The sequence below is a fragment of the Winogradskyella sp. genome (genome assembly GCF_025210595.1).
GTDB lineage: Bacteria > Bacteroidota > Bacteroidia > Flavobacteriales > Flavobacteriaceae > Winogradskyella.
The window spans coordinates 1-24602 of record NZ_JAOARH010000023.1; the positions used below are offsets into that span (position 1 = coordinate 1).

General features: G+C 31.4%; 17 protein-coding genes. 3 read left to right on the forward strand and 14 right to left on the reverse strand.

Annotation, left to right across the window (positions count from 1 at the left end; genetic code table 11):
• The 9 genes from N4A42_RS01935 to N4A42_RS01975 form a co-directional block, all read right to left on the reverse strand.
• On the reverse strand, positions 1–705 hold a 705-nt coding region (locus N4A42_RS01935; RefSeq protein WP_294069104.1), incomplete at its 3' end, for a TonB-dependent receptor plug domain-containing protein.
• An 18-nt stretch (positions 706–723) separates the two neighbouring features.
• Positions 724–2100 carry an HTTM domain-containing protein gene (locus N4A42_RS01940; protein ID WP_294069107.1) on the reverse strand — a complete coding sequence of 459 codons (1377 nt, stop codon included), beginning with the start codon at positions 2098–2100 and terminating at the stop codon, positions 724–726.
• 60 nt (positions 2101–2160) lie between these two features.
• Positions 2161–3249 (reverse strand): imelysin family protein, encoded by a 1089-nt coding sequence (locus N4A42_RS01945; RefSeq protein ID WP_294069110.1) that lies wholly within the window; start codon positions 3247–3249, stop codon positions 2161–2163.
• Between the two features lie 118 nt (positions 3250–3367).
• A complete protein-coding gene (locus N4A42_RS01950; protein ID WP_294069113.1) occupies positions 3368–4567 on the reverse strand; it encodes a DUF4856 domain-containing protein in 1200 nt (399 codons plus the stop codon).
• Between the two features lie 122 nt (positions 4568–4689).
• Entirely contained in the window at positions 4690–5052 is a 363-nt protein-coding gene (locus N4A42_RS01955; RefSeq protein WP_294069116.1) for a DUF6686 family protein, read from the reverse strand.
• Between the two features lie 15 nt (positions 5053–5067).
• Positions 5068–7266: a PepSY domain-containing protein gene (locus tag N4A42_RS01960; protein WP_294069118.1), complete on the reverse strand. Its 2199-nt coding sequence runs from the start codon at positions 7264–7266 to the stop codon at positions 5068–5070.
• A 12-nt stretch (positions 7267–7278) separates the two neighbouring features.
• Entirely contained in the window at positions 7279–7773 is a 495-nt protein-coding gene (locus tag N4A42_RS01965) for a DUF2271 domain-containing protein (RefSeq protein WP_294069121.1), read from the reverse strand.
• A gap of 92 nt (positions 7774–7865) precedes the next feature.
• The gene (locus N4A42_RS01970; RefSeq protein WP_294069124.1) at positions 7866–9365 is read right to left on the reverse strand and encodes an ankyrin repeat domain-containing protein; all 1500 of its coding nucleotides are present in this window, start codon (positions 9363–9365) and stop codon (positions 7866–7868) included.
• Between the two features lie 5 nt (positions 9366–9370).
• Positions 9371–10273, reverse strand: a complete 903-nt coding sequence (locus N4A42_RS01975; protein ID WP_294069127.1) for a DUF6607 family protein — start codon at positions 10271–10273, stop codon at positions 9371–9373.
• 136 nt (positions 10274–10409) lie between these two features.
• On the opposite strand from N4A42_RS01975, the gene N4A42_RS01980 reads away from it, so the two are divergent.
• The 3 genes from N4A42_RS01980 (at position 10410) to N4A42_RS01990 (ending at position 15143) form a co-directional block, all read left to right on the forward strand.
• Positions 10410–12503 (forward strand): TonB-dependent siderophore receptor, encoded by a 2094-nt coding sequence (locus N4A42_RS01980; protein ID WP_294069130.1) that lies wholly within the window; start codon positions 10410–10412, stop codon positions 12501–12503.
• An 8-nt stretch (positions 12504–12511) separates the two neighbouring features.
• Positions 12512–13615, forward strand: a complete 1104-nt coding sequence (locus N4A42_RS01985) for an HmuY family protein (protein WP_294069133.1) — start codon at positions 12512–12514, stop codon at positions 13613–13615.
• 94 nt (positions 13616–13709) lie between these two features.
• Positions 13710–15143, forward strand: coding sequence for a T9SS type A sorting domain-containing protein (locus N4A42_RS01990; protein ID WP_294069136.1), 1434 nt, complete (start codon positions 13710–13712; stop codon positions 15141–15143).
• A 175-nt stretch (positions 15144–15318) separates the two neighbouring features.
• Here N4A42_RS01990 and N4A42_RS01995 read toward each other — a convergent pair whose 3' ends face one another.
• The 5 genes from N4A42_RS01995 to N4A42_RS02015 form a co-directional block, all read right to left on the reverse strand.
• Positions 15319–20184 carry a DNA repair ATPase gene (locus tag N4A42_RS01995; protein WP_294069139.1) on the reverse strand — a complete coding sequence of 1622 codons (4866 nt, stop codon included), beginning with the start codon at positions 20182–20184 and terminating at the stop codon, positions 15319–15321.
• A gap of 47 nt (positions 20185–20231) precedes the next feature.
• Complete coding sequence (locus N4A42_RS02000; protein WP_294069142.1) at positions 20232–20618, reverse strand: hypothetical protein; 387 nt, start codon at positions 20616–20618, stop codon at positions 20232–20234.
• Between the two features lie 110 nt (positions 20619–20728).
• A complete protein-coding gene (locus N4A42_RS02005) occupies positions 20729–22795 on the reverse strand; it encodes a flotillin family protein (RefSeq protein WP_294069145.1) in 2067 nt (688 codons plus the stop codon).
• Between the two features lie 38 nt (positions 22796–22833).
• Positions 22834–23583 carry a hypothetical protein gene (locus N4A42_RS02010; RefSeq protein WP_294069148.1) on the reverse strand — a complete coding sequence of 250 codons (750 nt, stop codon included), beginning with the start codon at positions 23581–23583 and terminating at the stop codon, positions 22834–22836.
• Between the two features lie 153 nt (positions 23584–23736).
• On the reverse strand, positions 23737–24600 hold the full coding sequence (locus N4A42_RS02015) for a hydroxymethylglutaryl-CoA lyase (RefSeq protein WP_294069176.1): 864 nt from the start codon (positions 24598–24600) through the stop codon (positions 23737–23739).
• Between the last annotated feature and the right edge of the window lie 2 nt (positions 24601–24602).

Sequence of the window (24602 nt, forward strand, 5' to 3'; positions counted from 1 at the left end):
TCCTCCAAATTGCGTTCCGTATTGTAATGATGCTGCTCCTCTAACAACTTGAATTTCATCTAATGCTTCAGCTGGTGGTGTATAATAACTCTCTGGATAACCCAACACATCTGCACTAATATCATAACCATTTTGACGTGTATTGAAGTTTGATGTTCTATTAGGGTCTAACCCTCTACCACCAATATTAAGCTGCAAACCTGCATCATCATTCTGATAAACATTTAACCCAGCTACTTGACTATAAATTTGCCTAGCATTATTAGATGCTAAATTTGCCATAGATTCACCAACCAAAACAACTTCGGTTTTTTTACCAGCATAAATGGCTGTTCCCTCAACATCTCTTAATCTTTTTAACTCAAAAACTTTACGCTTTCTTGATATAATTTCTACTTCAGATAATTGCTCTGACAGGCCTTCTAGTAATACATTTAGTACTTTGTTTTCAGTAAGTGTTAATGCTATTTCATTGACTTTATATTCGTAAGAAAAAAACGCCAAAACTATCTGCGATTTATCGGTCTCAAATTCATAAAATCCTTGGGCATTAGAAGTAGCCAATAAACCACTAGATTTATCATACACAACTACATCTTCTAGTGCTACATTATTTTCTACACTTTTAATTATTCCGCTAACTTTATATTGTGCATTTACAAAGCTGCTAAGACATATTACAATAATTAATACAATATGTTTCATCTGTATAGTTTAAAATATTTACAATCCTTTTATTTCATCATTAAATGGAAGAATCCAATCTTTATGCTTCAAGGATTCTTTAACTTGATATAAATCTACTTTTGGATTAATATAAGGTTGACTCATTCGTCCATTAAGTGCTACAAAACTTTCAACAAAAACTTGAATATTTTTATGGCCTTGATTTTTGAAATGATCGCCCAAATAATGTGCATATTCTACAATAAAATCTGGTTGAAAACTCATTTGTTTTTCCTGAAAAGGTGTTAAAAAATCGGTATTATCTACATAAAAGAATTTTCCTGTTTTACTATCTACAATTTTAAAATTGGCATAACCTGCTTTTTCCATAAGCATTACTCGCCAAGAAAAACGAAACCCTTCTTCGGTCCAAAATAATTCTCCTGGATATACTAAATATCTCCAAGGCATAAGAATTTGAAGTACAAAAAACACGATAAGGATTTTGGTTATAATGTTCTGTCTAAATTCTGACAAAGTATAACGTTCTACAACTTCAATAGTTTGTTTGAACTTAAAGCGAATAGGTCTTATTACAGTTTTTATAATAGCAATTATTCGCTTATGTAATGATGCGTCAAAGAAAATTAATGTGCCAATAATCATAATAAATGGGAACATACCTATTGGGAATAAAATTCTTGTAAAAACATGGAAAAAGACTACCATAGCAAACGCTAATAAACGTGTACGTTTATACAGTAACAAAAATGGGATTGCTAAATCGTAAATGGCACCACTCCAACTCATCGCATAATGAAACCATTCTTTATGCATAATAGTTTCTCCTATAAGTGGCAAATCGTATTTTGAAGTTAGCCAAATTTTTAAAGGTTGTGCTTTAAATAACCAATCAGAATTTAGTTTAGCTAATCCTGCATAGAAGTACACAATACTCAACATTAGTTTAATACTATCTGTTGCCCATTGCGGAATTGTTTTGTAGGTCTTCTTGCGGATTAAATTATCAATAGAAAAAGTAGCATTTGCTGGTAAAAACATCATGATAAAACCAACCAAACTAATAAAGTAATAATGGTTTAAATAGGTGGTTTTATCCATTAATTCAATGTAAGTAAAGCTTAAAAAGAAGGCAATAATAGCCAAGCGATACTTTAAACCTAAAGCTACCATTAAGGCAGAAAGTCCACAAATTATAAAAAGTAAGTAGGTGTAATTTCCTGGTACTTTAACCCATTCAAACCCATAAAACATAAAATGAAACTTGGGCTGAATGTATAAGGTTTCTATCCATCCATGATACCAAAACCTTATCATGCCTGCAAACATCATAAGCCCAAAACCTATTCTAAAAATAGCTAATGGTTCTGCTGGTGCTTCTTTTTTTAAATATGTGTTTAGTAACTGTTTCATGAAAGAATACAAAAAGAGGCTGCCCAAAAGCAACCTCAAATATTATTGTATTTTTAATTATTAATCACCATCAGCATCAACATAATCAATAGATACATCCATTGCAGACGCCATATCTACTTTTAAGATAGGCACTGCTGTTTGTATTACATCAAAAGCTCCTGTCATTGTCGTATTATCATCTAAGACTTGCTGATAGAAGTTGTCTGGCAAATTGTTTAGTGTTGTACGTGCATTGTTAAACTTTTCTTCTATAGAAGTTACAATTTCATTTTCATCTAAAAATGCTAAATAGGTTTTAAAGCTTTCACCTGTAGAACTACCATTATATGCTTTACCTTCAAACACATCTTCAATAGCTGTTAGTGCTTCTATAGCTAAAGTTTTAGATACATCTTTTTTATAAAATGCTTCTACTTTTTCAGCAGCTGGGCTTCCAGAAAAAGATCCTGCTGGAATACCAATTTTATTGGTTCTAAATCCTTTTTCATAAAAGAAAATAAAATCATTAACCATCTTATCTAACGAACCTGTACTACTGCTTGATGTATTAGCAACAAAAGCATCTCTATATGAGTTTTGCCAATCATTTAAAACTTGCGTAGTTAAGTTTTGCATTCTATCTACTAATGCTGTTAAAAAACTTTCATAAGCAGTTGCATTTACATCTGTTGTAAAACGCTCTAATGAACCATCAGAGTGTATTAAGTAATCTATGGCAGGAAATCCTTGAGCATCGTGCAAACTTGCCATAGTTAAATCATAATTTCCAGAAGCTACAACATTGTTTATATCTGTAATATTTGTTGGATAAATATTCATAAAATACAAATACTTGTTTAAAGCTTCTGCTTGCCCAATATCAAACATTTCTACATGTTGCCATGTCTTATAAGCTTCTAACCAAGCTATACTGAGAGCGTCTAAATTGGCTTGAGTTTTATCATTAACAAAATTGTTTTTTGCAGTGTTCATGGCACTCAATTTTGCATCTAGGTCTTGTAATGCAGGAATGATATAACTATCTGCGATGTTCGACAATAAAGCTCCTCTATTAAAGCCATCTCCTCCGTTATTATTAGAATCGTCTGAAGAGCCACAGCTTATAAGGCCTAAGGTTAATAATAAAATAATAAATTTCTTCATCATATACATTTCAATGCTTACAAAAACAAGCGTTTATTGATTTAGTCTAAATTAAATAAAAGTGATTACAAAAGTAATCACTTTTTAAACTTAAAATCAATTAAATATTAAAACTTTAAAATTAGTTAGAAGCTTCTTCTACTGTAAACCCAAAAGTATCTGCTATATCTGAAGACATAAGATCTAATGTCGCAACAGTTACATCCCAAAAACCATTTCCAGCCATTAATTGAGTTATAAAATTATCTACCTCAGATTTTGTGTAATAAGGTTCATTTGAGTTTGGTTGACGTGTAAACTGTAAGCTATACACAAATCCAAAACCTTCAGACAAATCATGAAAAGCGGTTCCGTAATCTGGATTATCACTAGTTAAAGCATCTTTACCAGCTTGTAAATAATATACAGCTCTAACTGCTATTACCTTAGAAATTTCTCTTCTAATAATGTTTGCTTGCTCATCTCTAACTGTATAATTTTTAGCAACAATTGCAGCACGACCTAATTTGAATGCATCGTAAATATCTTGAGCTGTATCTGAAAAATCAGGGTCATTATTTACTCTAGCTAAATACTTATTTAAGAAGCTGTCTGCTCCTAATTGTGGTGCTAAAGCATCGTCTGTTCCGTATAAATAACCAAAAGCCTCATCCCATTTATGCTCCATATTAGTATAATTCTTACCTTCTACTAATACATCATTGTCATTATTTGCTCTGTTAGAACCAGCATCTAGTACTGATGTACTCAAATAGTTATTTAATATTTGATCTGCCATTAAAGCGCCTATCAAACCTTTGTTAACAGCTTGATTTAACTCTAAACCTTTACTGTTAACATATCTTGTAGATCCACCACCACTTTCTTGGATTTTACCAGCAGTTCCTGCTACCGCATCAACGTTCCAATTTGGAAAAACTTCATTTACTTGAGCACTAATCCAACCATCAAACTCTGCTTTAATTGCATTTGCATCTGTAGTGTTAGCAGAAAAATAATCTGAAGATGCAGCCGTTTTACTTCTAATATTTTTACTTGAAGAATTTAATTCTGATGTTGAAAAATGATCTCCAGTATTTGTAAACATACCGTCTAAAACTGCTTCTGTTTTAGTATTATCCTTTAAAGCAGTAATAAACTCTTGTCCCATTTCAATTCTTGTAGTTTGACCACCATAACTTACTGAGGTTTGACTACTTCTCATAAACTGATAAGTTGCTGGTGCTGTAACTGAATTATTATCAGAACCGTTATCATCATCGCTAGAGCATGATGTAAATAAAGCTCCAACTACTAATAAACTTAATGCTAATTTCTTCATTTTATTCTTATTAAGACTTGTTATAAATAATTTGATACAAAAATAGTATTCAATTGTAATTACGCAAAGTTTATTTAGATTAATTTCAAATAAAGTTTTAGAATGGTGTGCAAATGTTTATACTAGTTAGCTTGAAGCTTATAATCTATATCATCTACATTAATAATAGGCATTATTTCTGCGTTAGAATTCATTGAAAAATTTAACATCGTTTTCAGCTCAACAATCTCTTGTCTATTAAACATTATAACCAAATTATCTTGGGTTGTTGGTAATGGAATCTTGCGCCTTAGCTCTGAGCTATCGTACTTATTCTCCCAATATTCTATTTCTAAATCATCTATGTAAGATTTGAATCGTTTTAATTCTTTACGATCTAAAGCAAAAAACAGGTTATTAAAAACGAGATGAAACGATCCGCAATTTTTACAATAAGACAACTCGCCACTCTTAACCCTAGATAATATTTTTATTCTCTTACACATATATATTTATTGTTTTTAATAACAATCTGTTTTTATTTGTTCATTATTTTCAAACACACTTAATGGTTGCTTTAATTTTGCTTTTGTTATTGTATCTAAAATATCTAAAACACCATTTTGCATCGCAACAGAACCGCAAATCATTATCACACCTTCTTTGTTAAGTACGTTACATACCATATCTTGCTCTTCTTTCAACAAATCTTGCACATATACTTTATGCTCTTGTTCTTGTGAATACGCCATATGAAAACTATTTAAGTATTCTGCTTTCAACGCTTTATCTATAAGCTCTGAATATAACTGAAAGGACTCTTGTGTTCTACCTCCCCAAAACAGATGGGTTTTTATATCAATTGTGTTTTCATTTATCATCCCTAAAAAAGGAGCTATGCCTGTACCATTAGCTATCATAATGACTTCTTCGGCATAATCTGGAAAATGAAAATCTATGTTTCTTTTTATATTGGCTTTAATCATACTATTTTGCTCTAGAATGCTTAATTGCTTTGAGCAAACACCTAACTCATGCCTTTTAACACTTAAAAGAATAGTGTTATCTATTTTTCCGACGGAATACAATCGTTCTATATTATCTTCTTCTGGATAGAATGCTAATAAATCACCTGATTGAAATTTTAGCTTTTTAGAAAGTTTTAACTGAAGTAAAAATGTATCATCACTATTACATCCAGAATTATAAACAACCTTAAAATCTTTGAGCCTTTTTCTATTAACAACAGGTTTTGTTAATTGTATTTTTAAATCTTGCCCTATACAATCATTCCATTGTTTTACCCAACTCTTAAAAGCATCAAACGATTGATTATTAATTTTGATTAAAGGTAAATTACGTACAAATTGTGGATGCTTTTCTAGCAAAGCATCTACTAAAATCGCATATTTACAAAAGTCTGGATACATTAAAGAACCAAAACCAACAACAGAATATTTTATTTGCTGCTCTTGTTTAACGCTTTCTAACAACTTTTCGAATTTTATTGCATTACTTGGTGCTTCACCTTCTCCATAAGTTGATGTAAAAACAATAAGATGCTTTACTTGTTTGTAGGTTGAGTAATTATTAAGTTGATCTATATAAACTGTATAATTTTCTGCACAAAAAGCTTCAAAAAACTGTTTTGCAAAACGTTGGCTATGTCCAGTTTCTGAGCCTATTAAAATTACATAATCCACCTCATCCTTATGATATTTGTTCTTAATTTTTGTAGTATCCTTTTTACGTTTAAGGGTTATAGTGAAACCAGAATACATAAAAAACAAAATTGCAAAACAACTTACTAAGAGTATTAATGCCCAAATTATTGTTCCTTGCCCTGTATGTAATATCATACTTGCATTAGACACTAGTGCTACTAAAGGTTTTTCACCTATGCTAACAATATTTCCTGTATACTGATTTATATATAATTCTTTGTTACTTAAATTTAAGATGAAATAATCTTCTTCATCTTCAGAAAAAGGAAACTCAAGGGTTTTCAGTTGATCTAAAGAGGTAGATTTGAATATCTCAAAATCTTGAATTTTTATGGCTTTAGAATTTGAATTATAGTCTAATACTGTATGAATTAATTTATCTGATGGTAATAAATCGAATTTTTCTAATGATAAATAAATGCCTGTAAGTGTTATTATCGCAATAGGTATTAATGCATATCTACCCAAAAGCACGTGGTAATATTGCTCAAAATCTTCTTTAATAACTTTACTAAAAAATCGTTTAAAGCCACCTTGTCGTTTTAACACAAGCTTTATTCCAGTAATCGTTATTAAAAACAAGAAAAAAGAAAACAAGCCCACTAAAAAACGACCTGTTGATTTCAAAAATAAAGAACGATGAAGGTTGGTAGCAAATTCAAAAACTGGCTTCTTCTTTATAAGATCTCCTATTTTTTTACCAGTAAAAGGATTAATATAAAAAGTTTCGTTTTTTCCTTGTTTTGTTATGACTGATGCTTCAACAAAGCTGTTCTTATCTATATGAATTGTTAAAACTTCATCATATTCATTTAGTAAAGTTTGCAAAGTTTTTGCAATTGATAACTCATTAGCATTACTAACAGCATAAGGTTGCATTTTGTTAGAAACTGGTTCAAAAGCTAAAACAATGCCAGTAATTGTTGTAATAAAAATGAATATAGCTGAAAATACAGCCAAAAATAAATGACTGTATCTCCATATAGAAATTGTCATAAAAATTCCTAATTATTGAGGCATTAATCTTACGTAACGAATAAACCCTTTGCCTTCCACCTTACTTTTTACAGAATTTGAAGTTAATTCAAATTCTACATCATCTACATAATAGTCTTGATCTTCTACAGCAGTTTCAAATCTTATTTTGTAGCCTTTATCTATTTTATCATCTTCAATTTCAATAACACTAATAGTACGTTCACCACCACTTATGGTTGCTCCGGTTATAGCGTCTATATCTGCACGTACTTTTCCTTGAAATTTCCACCATTGGGTTATATCAAAATACCACTCTTCATCATCTCCTTGTACATGTAATGTTTTCTCATATTCTCCTTCTGGATTTATTAAAGAAATAGCTATATAAGCACCTTCACCTGTATAATTAGTCATCTGAATCATACATTTATAAGCTGTTGATGTTTCTTTAACAGTAAACCCAAATAATAGAAACGCTATTAATAGTAGTAAAGGTGCTATTTTAATTATTTTTTTCTTTTTCATCTGTTATTATATATTGTTTTAAGCTTGGTAAGCACAATTCGTCAATTAACATTTTAGGTTGTGTTAACTTAAATGTTATGACTTATTTCATGTTACTTTAAAAAATTGATATCTATTTTATGCTTTTGAAGCAATTCATTCTCTTTGGCTAAATCATAAACTGTTTCTTCAAAATCAGTTTTAATAGCTTTGTCTGCTCCAATTGAAATTAAATACTTTAACATTTCTTCGTTTTTAGATTTCATGGCTGCAAGGTGTAATGGTGTTAATCCATCTTTATTTTTTGCATTAACATCTATCTTAAACTCACTAACTCTTTTTAATAGTTGTAGATTATTTTTTTCAATGGCCAGATGTAACAATGTCTTTCCTTTTCCTTGTGTTTTAGTTACATCTAAACCTGCCTTTGTAAGTATTTCTAATTTAGTTTTAAATGCTTCAGGATTTTTAGCTTTGAAAGTATTTAGCAAATAATACATTAAAGAATTACCTTCTTTGTCTACAAGGTTAACTTTAGCTCCTTTCTCAATTAAAAACTTTACAACCTCTATACTATTTCTACTAACTGCCATTGATAAGGCTGTACGATCATCTTTATCTTTTGTATTAAAGTCTTTCACATAAGAAGATAAGAACTCTACAACTTCTATATTATTATAATAAGCTGCATTCATAAATGGAGAGCGTCCATTTTCATCTTGTTTGTTAATATCAACACCCTTTTTTAAGAAAAACTTAAAGATATTTAGGTCTTCTACATCATAAGCAATAGAGTGCAATGGATTTCTACCTTCATCTCCAATAATATTAACCGTTAACCCTTTACGCTCTAAATATTCATAAGTACTAAGTGTGTTTTTCTTTCTTCTTGTACCTTGGCTAGCCAACATTATGGCGTTTCCGCCTTTTTTATTTAGATTTTTGTAAGGCACACCTTGCTCAATGAGCCAATCTAATATTTTAATGTTTCCGCCTTTAGCAGCATAACTAAAGATGCCGTTGCCATTATTATCGGTGCTTTTCAAATCTACTTCAAAAGACACTAAATAACTAACTAGATTCTCGTCCTTTAGGAAAGGAGCCACCAATAATAAGGCGTTGGCACCATCATGATTTTTTTCTGTAATAGGATTTGCTCCATGCCTTATTAAAAAATCATAAAGTTTTGTATTAGTTTGCCCAGTAACTGCTGCAAAGTTTAAAACTGAATAGCCATGACTATCTATAATATCTGTTTTTGCACCTTTACCAACCAAATACTCCATCATTTCTAAGTTGTCTTTATAAGCAGCCCAGAAAATATATGTTCTACCATCATGAGTAAGTTTGTTTACGTCATTACCTTTTATAGACAATAAGTATTTAACTATTTCATTATCTACTTTTTCTATAAGTGCCCAAGACACAGCATCAAATGCATTTCTATTTAAAGTAGTTGCATTATGACCTTCTTTAATATGCTTTTTTATAATATCTATTGATGGGTTTTGTTTCCAAAAACTTCTGTCATGAAATATATTAGATTCTTGAGCAAAAACAGATGTCGTAAAACAAAATAGCAATGCTATTATCTTAAAAAAGTACGTTTTCATAGTGCTTATTTCACAAATGATTCAATGACTTTTTCTATTTCTTCTTTAGCAGTCATTTCTTCATCAAAAAGATGTTTATACAATACTTTGTTATCTACTTTCTCTTTAAGGTTTAAGTTTTTATTACGATCATAAACATCATTCCACTTTGCTCTTATCACAGCCCATTTATCATAGTTGTTGTTCCACCAATCTTTTGCTGCTTGGCAACGACTATCTTCTACTTTTACATAAGTGTTATAACCTTTCTCATTAGCTATAACGACATCTTCTTTTCCTTCTTCTCTAACTACTTTAGTATTATCTTGGTCATGCAACCAACCGTAATCTGTAATTTCATGACGATTACCTCTTATTGTTACATTATAATCGCTACGTTGAGTATATTCTCTTCTAGGTAAAGGAGCTGGTGTTATATTTTCCCAAAAACTTTTACCATCTACATGTACCCAAGTTCCGCTTCCTTCGTAACGTGGACTGTCATCTACCTGATATACTTTTTGGGTCCATTGACCTTTAACTTGATTATTAGTTTTCTCCTCAAACAACCATTGGTTATCTCCATTAAACATATAAAAATCTGTATTTTCATATAACCAATCTTGTCGCCAATGCTTTACAATATGTGGACTATCTGGTTTACCTACTTGCAATAAGTGTTGAATAGAAATTTTGTTTTTTTCATCTTCTACTAATTGCGCCCACTCTAAAGCTTTTGCTATTTTTGTTTTTGATGGTTTGTATAATGAATCTTCACTAAAAGAGAAAGTTTCTACAAAATTGAAAGTAACTTCATAACAACCACACATTTCTTTTATAGCTTTTCTATCTTGCTTTTTCTTTTTTTGTGCTTGCACAGTGGTTGTCACTACTAAAATTAAACTCGCTAGCATTATTAGTCTTTTCATATCCTATTGATTAAAATGTTTTAAAAAAATTGTTATTATTATTTAGACTGATTTAAAATAACTTATATATTTGCGGCGAAAATAATCAAGAATGAGTCTAAATAAAAATAATTGTTGCATTTATTTTTTAATTTTTTTGAATTTCTCAATTTATGCACAAGAGAAAAAGAAAGATAGCACTAAGCTTGAAAAGCTTGATGAAGTTGTTGTTACAGGACAGTACAATCCTCAGTCTATAAAGAAGTCAGTATATAATGTTAGAGTGATAAACAAAGAACAAATACAGCAAATAGCAGCTGTAAATGTGGCTGATTTATTGAACTTTAACTTAAACCTCAATATCATACCTAATGGAGAAACAGGTCGCTCTAGAGTTTCCTTTTTTGGTTTAGACGCGCGTTACTTTAATATACTTATAGATAACATCCCTATTGTTAGTGATAATGGTGTAGGTAGTAATATAGACCTTACGCAAATTAACTTGGACGATATTGAGCGCATTGAAATTGTTGAAGGTTCTATGGCTGTACAATATGGATCTGATGCTATGTCTGGAGTACTCAATATTATTACAAAAAAGTCTTCGGATCATAAGTGGCGAATAAATACCACTATACAGGAAGAAACCGTAAGTGATGAGTATGAATGGTTTGACAAAGGAAGGCACATACAGGGTTTAACAATATCTCACAACTTTAATGAAAAATGGTATGCTAGCGCTGGTATAACTCGGAATGATTTTGCTGGTTTTTTTAATAATCGACAAGGTAGAGATTATATTGAAACTGATGGTTTAAGAGGTTACGAATGGTTACCAAAAGAACAACTTACCACAAACGCTTTAGTTAACTATAAGATCAACAATCATCAATTTTTTTACAAGTTTGAGTATTACAATGAAACCATAAACTTTTATAACGCTACTGTAAGAACCAATGTAAATACACAGACATCGACAATCAACCCTTCAGCTACAGACCGTATTTACACAACCAATCGTTTATTTAATCATTTAAATGGTAACGGTGTGTTTAACTCTGGCATTCGCTATAATGTATCATTATCATATCAAGAACAAAAACGTAACTTAAACGAGTTTAATTATTTTATTCTTACACAAGAAAGAACAGCAGAGATAGATGAGACAAACCAATCTAGTAAAGTCTTTTTCTCTAAAGGTACGCTTAGCAACTTATTTAGAGGTGAAAGATTTAACGCTCAAGCTGGTTATGAATTTACTTATCAAGAAGGCTTTGACCGTGAGGCTGCAGGAGAAACCAACCTCAACCCAAAACGACGTAACATTAGAGATATCGCTACTTTTACTTCTGCTGAAATACGCTTAAACGAAAAACTAAAACTAAGGCCTGGCATACGCATATTACATAACTCTCAATTTGATTTTAAGTCAGTATATGAGCTAACGGCAAGACAACTATTCAATAGAGGTTATGAACTTAGAGTAAATATTGGCACCTCGTATAGAGTTCCAGATTTTACTGAGTTATACTACTATTTTGTAGATGCTAATCACGATGTAAGAGGTAACGAAAACTTAAATCCAGAAGAAGGTTTAACCGCTTTTTTAAGTTTAAAAAAGAAAAGCTGGCTTAACGATGGTAAATTAAAATTAGAAAACAACTTAAAGTTTACCTATATAGACTTAAGAGACCGCATAGAATTAGCTACCGTAAGCACACTACCACTACAATTTAAATATATTAACATTAATAAATATAATTTCTTAGGTCTTACATCTAATAATTCTATAAAGTATAGGAATTGGAACGCCTCTCTAGGTGCTACATTATTTGGTATTTCAAGAACATTAGAAAACCAAGTCAATGCTAATGATAAGCATCTATTTCAATTTCAACTTAACTCTAGTTTAAGTTATAGAATTCCTAAATGGAACACCATGTTATCTATGGTATTAAATTACAATGGTGAAGAACAGAACTATAGAGTAACCGGCAATGATGACAATGGTAACTCAACTTTTTCTATAGAAACTATTGACGCCTATGCTTGGATGGATGCATCGTTAAGACAATCATTTTTAAACAATAGCTTAGAAGCCACACTTGGCGCTCGAAATTTATTAGACGTAACTCGTGTTGACTCAGATTTTCTATCTAGTAATGGTGCGCATAGTAGCAATGCTAACTCTAGACTTTTGGGCTACGGACGCTCATTTTATTTAAAACTTTTATATAAACTTAATTTTTAATTTAAACCATGAAACACAATTTTTTAACCTTATTAGCACTAATTGGCTTACTTTTTATAACAAGTTGTAGCAGTGACGATGATGGACCACAAGAGCCTCAAGTAATTACAATTGATGGCGCTACGGTAGCACCAGATCTTGGCGGCGCCAATATGGGAAATCAAGTCTTTATTGACTTAAGTACAAATACAACAACAACTATTAACAGAACATCTTGGGATTTAGGATTTAGTTCGGCTCAAGACAGAGTGGTTATTAATGGATCTATTTTAATGATGGCTGCCGAATTATCGGCGACAGACATCAATGCTGTATCATCTTCTAATACCGAAGTACAAAGTATTCAACCACAAGCAGAAGTTGGTAACTTTAATCCAGCGAATATGGCATATGTAGATGCGCCAAACGGAAGTCTTTCAGGAACTGCTATTGCTACTATATCTGCAACAGATGCAAGCAATAAAGTGTATTTACTTAACTTAGGTTACGAAGTAGGAACTGAAGAACCAGATACTGGTTCATCTAACTATAAAGGAGAAGCAAGAGGCTGGAAAAAAATTAGAATATTAAAAAATGGTAACGATTACACCCTTCAGTATGCCGATTTAGATGACACTACTTTTGAAAGTGTAACAATTTCTAAAAACAACGATTACAACTTTACTTTCTTTAGCTTTAATACAGAATCTATAGTTAACGTTGAGCCACAAAAAGACCAATGGGATTTATGCTACACTATATTTACTAACGAAGCTGTTTTTGGAGGAACTAGTTACGGAGCTTATGCTTATGCAGATTATATATTGAACAATATTAAAACTGATGCTAAAGCTTATATGATAGACGAAGCAACTGAAAGCATTACTTATGAGGAATTTACAATAGCTGATGTTATTGAAGCGGATTTTACAACCGATCAAAGAAGCATTGGTAGTAGCTGGAGAAATGGTGGTGGCCCAGGTACTTCACCTTCATTAAAAGATGATATTTTCTATGTAGTTAATGATGCTAATGGCAACTACTACAAGTTACAATTCCTAGCACTTACTAATGCTGAAGGTGTAAGAGGGTATCCTCAATTTCAATATGAATTATTAGAAGAAAGTAACTAAAAAAACACTATCAAACATACACCTAAAATCCCACCTCAAATTGAGGTGGTTTTTTTAGGCATAAATCAATTATTTTAATTTAGACTAAATAATAATGAGAGCAACAATACAATTATTACTCGTTCTATTTACTTTTCAATCTGTGTGGACACAACAATTTGATGAAAATACAGATATTAACCTCACAGGCATCATTTATGGTGAAGCCACTTGGATCAATACAGATAATAATGCCAAAAAGGAATTATTTATTGCTGGTTACGATACAAATTATGATAATTTTTCAGGCATATATTCATATCAAAACAACAACTTAGGTTTATTATCTAACAGTATTGAAGCATATGCCCATGCCAATATAGAACAATTAGACTATAATAATGATGGCTATATAGATATCATTATTAATGGTTATAATGCCAACGATAACGAAGAAGTAAGACTATTGCTTAACAATAATGATGGTAGTTTTTCAGAACAAATATTACCAATAGACGCTACATCAACTGGTAATATGGCAATAGCAGATCTTAACAACGATAATTTAAGTGATATTATTATTACCGGAGTTTCACCAAATGACTCAGACTATATAGCTAAAGTATATATGCAAGATAACGAAGGTGTATTTAACGAGCGTGCTTCTTCTTTATTTGGCAATTCTTTTGGAGACATATTAGTTTTTGATGCTAATAATGATGGCAATAATGATGTCTTAATAACAGGCTTTAATAACAGTTACAATCCAGATACTAAGCTATATTTAAACGATGGTAATGCCACATTTACCGAAAATGAAAATGCAAATATAATGGGTATCTATTTTTCAGCTACTAATGCTATTGACTACGACAATGATGGTGACTTAGATCTTGTTGTATCTGGTTTTGATACTTCTTACACACCATTTTCTGCTTTGTACGATAATGACGGTAACGGTAATTTTAGTTTAAACTCACAACCAAACTTAATGGCTTTATATTGGGGAGCTGCAGATTTTGTAGACTATGACAATGATGGAGATTATGATATTTTCTTAACAGGTGCTGATTCAAATACCACACCTCATGCTGTGTTCTATAAAAACACTAATGGTAATTTTACTAAAGATGAAACTACTAGTAACCTAGTCAGTGGCACATATATAAGTTCTACCGATTGGAGCGATTTTGATAACGATGGTGATTTAGACCTTGTAATTACAGGCTTAGGCTCTTCAGGTGATGCCATTTCTAAAGTATACAACAATACTCAAAATCAACTAAATACAACAACATTTAACACTATAGATTCATTAACGCTCTACCCTAACCCAGTAACTAATGGTAAAGTACAATTTAGCTTCAGTCTTTCACAAAGCACAGAACCTTTTCTTATTACTATTTTTAGTACTGATGGTAAACGTGTGCTATCAATAAAACAAAATCTTAATAAAAGTATAGACGTATCTCAATTACAAAAAGGGATTTATATGCTTCAACTTAGTAATATCAAACAAACGGTATCTAAGAAATTGATTATCAATTAAGATAAAGCTATAGATTATTACACCAAATCTTAAATAGCTTTATATAATCTATTTACACATATTTCAAAGAAGCTCAAACTCAATTTTTTATTCAACAACTATTTTGATATTTTTTGTTTTTGAGCTTCTTTCTTTTTTATAAATTGAAATAACTATTCTATTTCTTTATCCTCAACTATTCTTTTAGTCCTTGTTTTAAAGCCTCTTTAATACCTTCTAAGTGTTCACTAAACTGCATCATTTGTCCAAGTACCTGAGCCATTTCATTTTTATTACCAAAACCTTTAAGTTTATTATTCTTTACAAAGGTTTCTTTAATCGTTTGCCAACGTTGAAGATCTGTATTACTAATTGTTTTGGTAAGTTCTTTATACTTTAACAAGTTAGCTTCGGCAGCACTAGTAAGGGTTTGTGATTCGCTTTCGTAATGCGACAATAAAAGTGTTTCTAATTCTTTGTTATTCATAATTGGCACAACCTTAGCTACAAGTTTATTCATATCTCTATATGAACCTTGAAGCTTAAACGATGGTTCTGTACGATAACTATCATCCATAGCTGCAGATTTTATATAAGTTTCATTAACCTTTAAAACTGTGTTCCTTATAGTTATCACTTTATCTAAAACTGCTAAATATTCTTGTACATCTTGTTTGGTATGATTGCCTTTTAGGGCTAAACCTTCTGTATTTCCAGATTCTACAGCTTCAATGAGCTGATATATATCATCAAAAGATTTACTACTTAATTGATGTAAAATAGGATTTGAGGTTAAGGCATTTTCAATTAAACTCAGTTTAAACAAATCTGCAGTATCACCAATAATATCACCTAAATTATAGATATCAGCTCTATTAGCTAACATATCTGGAATTTGAAATTTCTCTCCACTTTCTGTGTAAGGGTTCCCAGCCATTATTACACAAAAACGCTTGCTTCTAAAATCATAAGTCCGAGGTTCACCATTATAGACACCTTCAATTTTTCGGGTACCATCTGCAAGTGAAATAAATTTTTGTAAAAATTCAGGATTACAATGTTGTATATCATCCAAATACAACATTACATTATTTCCCATTTCAAAAGCAAGGTTGAGCTTATTTAATTCTTCGCGTGCAGCAGAATTGTTAGCTGTTAATGGGTCTACAGAAGTCACTTCATGACCAATTGCTGGTCCATTAATTTTCATAAAAATAAGGCCCAAACGGTTGGCTAAGTATTCCATTAAGGTGGTTTTACCATAACCTGGAGGAGATACCAATAATAACATACCCATTCTATCAGTACGTTTGTTATCTCCAACAGTACCTAATTGTTTAGATAGGTTATCTCCAAATAATGGCAAATATACTTTATCTATAAGCTTGTTTCTTACAAAAGATGACAATACTCTAGGCTTAAATGTTTCGAGTTTTAATTGTGATTTTAAACTTTCAGTAACCTGATGCTTAGCATCTCTATAAGCATAAAATGCAGGCACTTCCTCATTATAAAATTCATCAAGTTGTTCTATAAATTCATGATAATTAAACTCAAAATTACCCTCGTGAATTGTAGGGTGACTGCCTTTTAAATCTGAAATTGTTTCATCTGGACTAATTTGAATAACATCTGATTGTGCTTCAAATTTAAATAACACAAGTGCTACAACCTCATAGATATATGAGTTGTAATTAGCATTTTCAAAGTTGACAAAAGCACTTACCCATTGTACCGCCAATTCTAAAGCATTACTTGTTATTTTTGAATCTCCAAGTGCTGAATTAATACCTGCTCTAAAACTGTTTAAAGCATTTTTATGCTCTAACGCTTTTATGAATTTATCATGTATCTCTTTTGCTGTTTTACTAACACAAAAATTATTATTATGCTTTAGCTCTTCAAATATATAAGATGCTACTTTTCCTTCCTCATTATTAACATCTACAAGATTATATAGCTCTGATGTCTTTATAGTTTGTGCTAAGCTATTTATAACTGTAGCATAAGTTTTACTTTCTGGAAACGTATCTAAAACTTCACCTGATGCTTTTATTTTTTTATTCCAATCTGATTTAGTGTTTTCATCTAAAGCATTCCAAAAAAATTGACCAAAAGCCCTAACTTTAGGGTCAAATCGTAATAAGCCTAAATCTCTATGCTTAGTTATTAAGGTTTTTAAAATTTTTAATGCATCTTCATCATGAACACCTTTAACGTAACCTTCAGCATATTGCTTACTACTTTCTATCTTAACAATTTCTGTTAATTCGTCGTTATTTAAGGTTGAAACATCAGCAGTTCTTGTAAATAATTTAAATGCTAAATATGCAGAGCGATAGACCTCATTGTTTTCTGAAATTAACTCTTGATTCCAGTACTTTTGTGAGTTAATTAAAGTTTTATCTGTTATAGATTGGTAAAAATCAGTTCCTGTTAAATGATATTTTAATGTATCATCTTTATAAACAATAGTGAGGTCTAAAACTTGCTTGTTAACACCAAATTTATGCTTACCCAGTTTTATAACTGTTTCACCATCTTCGTATAAATCTTGAGTGTCTTTTAGTTTTCTTAAAGCATCTTCTTTAGCCACTTTTAAAGCTGTTTCAATAGCTTCTGCTTTACCAGGATCTTCTAATTCTTGTAAACTGTCAATAATATCCCTCAGCTTATTAATCATTATATCTGACGCAAAATACCCATTAATTTCAGCTGAAGTTTTAAAGCTCATTGCCTTTTTAGATACCCCTTTTAAAATACGTTTAGCAGCAGATTCTAAAGTGATTGCTTTTTTGTTACGTGCTTCGACCAGACCATTTTTACGAGCTTCAAAAGCATTGTAAACCTCTTCTCTTTTTTCAATAATCTGAGCAATAAAAGTTTCAAAATCTGCAAATCTTCCTTCTAAATCTTCTAATTGAACAGACACTTTGTTTAAAAGCTCGTCGGTTTTTTCAGGTGTAGTAGCAATATCTAAATAATTGATAATACTTTGATCTACCAATTTCAATTGAGCAGTAAACTCTGCCGAAGCTTCCGTTTTACCTAGTGATTTTATTTTATTTTTTAAACCTGCTTTTAGCTGATTTATAGTAGCAAAAATGAGAGAAATATTATCAATGATTTGTGTGGTATGCGAAGCATCTTCTATATTTAAATTAGAAACAATATCAATGAGCATTTCTAAGTCTGCAGCAATCTGATTAACCTCTGTTTCTAAGGCTTTAGCATTAATAACCTTACTAATATTCCCTAGTTCGGTTTGTTTTTCGTCAACTCGCTTATGATAAGGCTGTAGTGCCTTATCGTTAAGCAAAAATTGCACACAACGTTCAGAAATTTTATCTGTTTTATCAACAATCTCTTCTTCTAAAGTCGTTATAAAACTAGAATCAATATAACGGATATCATTAAGTCCAATAACTTCTCCTCTAAGTGTTCTTAGTTGCGATAACACCAAAACAAAATCTTCAATAGATTTAAACGAACTGCTTTTTATTTTACCAAAAATTGCATCTGCTTTTTCTTGAGTCTCTTTAGTTGTATTGGCTGCTGTTTTTCTTAACTGTACAACTTTTTCAAACTCATCTATGGCTGTATTGGCAGCATCATTAATGGCTTTTAACGGTTCGTTTAACAGAAATGTTTCTGGTTCGTTTATCCAGTAATAACTGTTTAAAATATCATTAGAAAACTTTGCAATATCATCGTACAAACCATCGTAACTATCTTCTTTGTTTAAAAGTGTAATTAATCCTTGGCTTTCTGCCATGGCTTTTACAATATCCTTGTTTCCTATTTTGTATAATAAAGTATCTGTATGTTCAGATGGAATTACATTTCCTTTAATAAATGGTGTTTGCCAAATCTGAATAACATGGTGTTTCGTTTGCTCGTCTTCGGTTTTAAAATAGCATAATTCACCACCACTTAATATGGTATAACCGTTACAAACAATAGGCGTTTTCACCTCTTGCTCTATAACGTTGTACGACATAAGAATGTACAACCCTTTTTGGCTTTCGTAAAACACATAAAGAAAATCTTCACCATTAGGTGAGCTTACTTTCTTTTTAAATTTTACTTCTGATATGCCATTATCAAAAATTTTATAATCTCCAGATTGTAGATAATAACCATCGGAAAAAATAATACCATGATCGTCTGGTAACAATACACAGGCATCAGCAATACTGTCTATTTTTTTAACATCTTGTATTTTGTGATTGTACACAAAATAACGTGGTTCTTCTTGAAATGGTTTTATTTCTAATGCAATTAGGTTACCTAAATCTGCATATCTGTATTGACCATCATCTAAAGTTTGATCTACCAATGCTACTGGTTCGCTGTAAATCCCTTTCCCATCATCTGTATTATCTTCTATTTTAATGGTTAAATCACCTCCAATAGTTTCTACAAAAACCTTGTCTAAAATTGAAACATGTGGATGCTCACCATACACATGATGGTCTCTTGTTGGTGTTTGCCAATTAAACTCATGTTGATTAGGGAATTTAAACTCGTGCTCACTTCGGTTATCTACATACTGAAGAGTTCCATCGTTAATAAGCCATTTAAAGGTTTTTATATCTGTTGGACTTTCACTTAACTGAAACACCATATGCAGATAATTACCAACAATAGCGAATTTTGAAAATACCGTATTTCTATAATATTTATAAAGATTGGTAAAGTCGTTAATAAAAATTTCGTCTTCTAAAGGTTGAAGCGATTCTATATTAAAGTGCCCATCCTCATAGGTGTAAATACTAAATACATCTGCAAGTGTTATACCAGTTCTTAAACCAAAGTGAACATTATAACCAAACAAACATCTATTTCCTATTGTAACAATATCTCTAGCAATACAACTATTTTCTGTATTAATACGATTGTTGGCTATAAGCTTAGTTTCAACATTACCAAAAACTGTTTTGCGTGCACTATTTAGCTCGGATAAACGTGTTAATAGTTCGCTTTTTTGCTTTTGTAATCTCCCTTGAATAATCTCATAGGTACCACCATCGAGTTGTTGTTGGTTGTTTTGGTTTTCCATATAGGTGATGAAGTTTTTAAACCTCAGAGGTTTCTTCTATTCAAAAATTAATTTCGATTCTTGTTATCTTTTAATAGCTTTTCAAATGGACTCAAATTTCTATCTCTAAATTTCTTTCTGTTTTCTTTATTGATTACCATTTTAATAATTGATGATTTATAAATCCTATTAAAAATACAGCCTCTTAAAACACTATAATATACAGAATCGCCTTCATGAGAAAATGTATAGGTATCAACATTGGTTGTTATTTTTATTTCATTATTTAAAGCACTTGAAATATAAAAAACATACCCATTTGGATCGTGAACCCTTCTCGTACTTCTAATGTTGTGACCATTTCTATTGTTTCCATACGGAATTAATTTATCTGAATATATTTTTCTAATTAAAATACCATTTGAGTATTCTTTTTTGGAAAATATATAATCCACAAAAAATATAAGGCCAATAAAAAAAATTAAAATGACTATTCTTTTTGCCACCAAAAAAACTAATTCGATTATCCCTCACAGGTTTCAGAAACCTGCGAGGTCTCAATAAATTAAGACAACTTATTATCTGATAAGCCTAAACCTTTTGCCAAATTAAATAAATTGGTAAACAAATTAGCATCATCTGTAGAAGTTGCTTTTTGTCTTAAATCTAACAACAAATTAGCTACGCTTAAGTTTTTAATATCTTCTGATGAGATACCATATTTGTCAGCAAAATCCTTAACCTTTTCTAAAAGATTTCCCTTAACATCTTCACTTCCTAAAATGGCATCTTTTACATCTTGAATATTATCACTATGCTGTACTAAACGATCAAAACCTTTAGCCTTAGTAATTTGTCCTATAATTTGATCGAAGAACATGGTTTCACCACCAACAATATCAATATTAGCTGCTTTAAGCGCATCTCCAATAACCTGTGCTTGTGCATCTGCAATATCTTTTTGAATATTAATTTGTGCTAAATCTACTTGTAATTCTTTTTCTAAGCGTAGTTTAAACTCTTCGTGTTCTTTACCAACACCATCAAGTTTCTTCATAGCTTCTGCTTTTTCTTCAATTCCGGCTGCATCTGCTAAAGCCTTCTCCTTAATAACTTGCGCTTCGGCTAAACCTTCTTTTTTAATCGCGTCTGCTTTAGCTTCTATACCAGAAGCTTCTGCTCTGGCTTTCTTTTCAATAATTGTGGCTTCTACTAATCCTTGACGCTCATTAGCATCTGCTTTGGCATGCATAACTTGTGCTTCAGACATACCAATAGTTGCTTCTTCTTTAGCTTTAGCTTCGGCAAGAGTTTTACGAGCTTCTGCTTCTTTTTCGCTTGCTTCTTTTTGTGCTTGTGCTTCAATATTAATTTCCTCAGCTTTTTGTTTAGCAGCTTCTTTTTGTGCTTCGGCTTGTTTTATAGTTTTAATCAACGCCTCTTCTGCACTAGCTTCTGCAATAGTAATTTTTACTTGCTTCTCACGATCAGCGGTCTTAAAGGCTTCAATATCTTTCATATTTTCTTGCTCTTCAACCACACCTTTCTCTAACATCACTCGATCTCTAATAACATCTTGAATGTTCTTCTTTTCTACCTCAACGACCTTGTCTTTTTCTATTTGAGCTAGAGTTACAATGCGCTCACGCTCTGTAGCCTCTAATAAACGGTCTTTTTCTACACGCTCAGTCTCAACAGCATCTGTACGTTGCTTATTTTTTAAGGCTACAATAACCTGTCTTTGCTTATTCTCTTCTGCGACTTGTACTTTTTCTTCTGTTGAAATACGTGCAGATTCAGATTTTAAACGCTCTTCTTCAGCTACTTTTAAGGTTTCAGCTTCTTCGCGAGCTTTAATATTTGCAATTTCGCGTTTTTGCTGTTCTTCTTTTTCGGCTAATTGCTTATCTAATTCTAAAATAGCTTCACGTGCTTCAACATCTTGCTTACGGATGACTTTTTCTTCATCGCGTTTAATTAAATTAGCCTTAACGTTTTGCTCTGCAGTTAATTCGGTAATTTTCTTAATACCTTCAGCATCTAGAATATTATCTGGTTTTAAGAAAGATACTGGTGTTTGTTCAAGATAATCAATAGCACAATCTTCTAGTGTATAACCATTTAAATCGGTACCAATAATATCAACTATTTCATCTCTAAACTCACGACGTGCTTCATAAAGTTCTACAAACTCAAACTTTTTACCAACAGTTTTAAGTGCTTCTGAAAATTTGGCTTCAAATAATTCTTCTAATGTTGAAATATGAGATGCTCGCTCACAGCCAATAGTTTGTGCCACTTTTTTAATAAACTCTACTTCATTATTTACACGAACAAAAAATGCCACTTTAATATCTGCACGCATATTGTCTTTACATACCAAACCATCATTTCCCAAACGCTCTATTTGAATTTTCTTTACCGAAATATCCATAATCTCAACGCGATGAAATACAGGTACGACATATAGTCCTTTGTCTGTTGCTACTTTTGTACCTTTAAAACCAGTTCTTACAAGGGCTTCCCCTTGTGGTACTTTTTTGTAAAATAAGGCTATTACTGCAAAGTAAATTATAATTAAGAAGAGAATAAGTCCGACACCTATTCCTAAAAATTGTGGGAGGTTTTCCATAATTACTATTTGATTTTATTTATTTGTTATTGTATTATTTATAGTTTTATATCTTCAATATTATCAATGACGTTTAAAGCTTCTTCTTTAAAAACAGTTACCCAATAAAAAGTTTTATCGTTGGCTTGTTTTACGATTAATATATCTTGTTTATAAGTTATAGGTTCTCCATCAATGGATTTAGAATAAATAGTCATTGGACTATTATCTACCAACACTTCAACCGAACCCATTTTATCTCCAGATATTTTAGATAGCGATACTCCTTTTCTTCCTATAAAATTAATAGGTGCATCACCATCTGGATTGAGGTTTTTAAAAAAGCCTTTAAAAGGTGTTGTAAACAGTTTTGTTAAAAATAATGATGGTAAAATACCAGCTAACATTAACGTGTATCCGAAGTTAGTATTATAAGATTCTGTTACACTTGTTGAAATAACTGTACATAACCACCAAATAAAAATCCAACAGGTAAACGTGAACATAAATGGCAAGCCAACAAAATTAAAATACAACAATAAGCTTTGCCACCACTGTAGCTTTTTGTATGGGTTTTTAACCACATCGTCTTTATTGATTTCGGCATTAGCTAAATCTGTCATAGATGTTGCAGCATCTATATCTACATCTACGTCTGCATCAATATCAATATCCACATCTACGTCCACATCTAGATCAAAATCAATACCCGAAATCATGTTAAACAGCCAATAAACAATAAGTAGAATAACTAAAATACTTAAGATGATATTCACTGAAGAAAAGGCAATGTCAAAAATTGAATCCAATAGATTTAAGTTTTATGTTTAAGGCTAACATTAAACATCAAGCATTAAAACGAACGTTTTTTGATGTCAACAATGTATTAAAGACTAAAATACAATATATATGTAGTTTAGCTTTACAAAATGTTACAGGAAATGTTAAAAAAAAGTAAATTTTTAATGATATACCTTAAAAATCTTTGAGGCTTCATTATAAGCACTCTCAAAGCTCATAGCATTAAGATCATGAGCTTTTTGTTGTGTAAAATACGACAGCATTTTTTCGGTAGGCATATTACCTGTAAGATCATCTTTTGCCATTGGGCAACCACCAAAGCCTTGTATAGCACCATCAAATCTGCGACAACCTGCTTTGTATGCAGCATCTACTTTTTCGTGCCAAGTCGTTGGTGTGGTATGCAAATGCGCTCCAAATTCGATATTTGGATATTTAGGGATTAAATTTGAAAAGAGATAATCTATATTTTCTGGGTTAGAGCTTCCAATAGTGTCGCTCAAAGACAGAATACTAACTCCCATCTTAGCTAACTTTTCGGTCCACTCTCCTACAATATCTACATTCCAAGGATCTCCATAAGGATTCCCAAAGCCCATAGAAATGTACACTACAACTTCTTTATTAGTTTTGTCTGCAATTTCTAGTATTTCAGATAATGTTATTACAGATTGTGCTATTGTTTTATGCGTATTACGCATCTGAAAATTTTCTGAAATCGAAAACGGAAAGCCTAAATAATCTATCTCTTTATGCTTTGAAGCATCATTAGCTCCACGAACATTGGCTATAATTGCCAAAAGTTTGCTTTTAGTAGTGCTTAAATCTAATTGTGCTAAAACTTCTGCTGTATCTACCATTTGCGGAATAGCTTTTGGTGATACAAAACTTCCAAAATCTATAGTATCAAAACCAACTCTAAGTAAAGACTGAATGTATTGTACTTTTTTTTCGGTTGGTATAAAATCTTTAATGCCTTGCATGGCATCTCTTGGACATTCTATAAGTTTTACAGATTTATTCATCA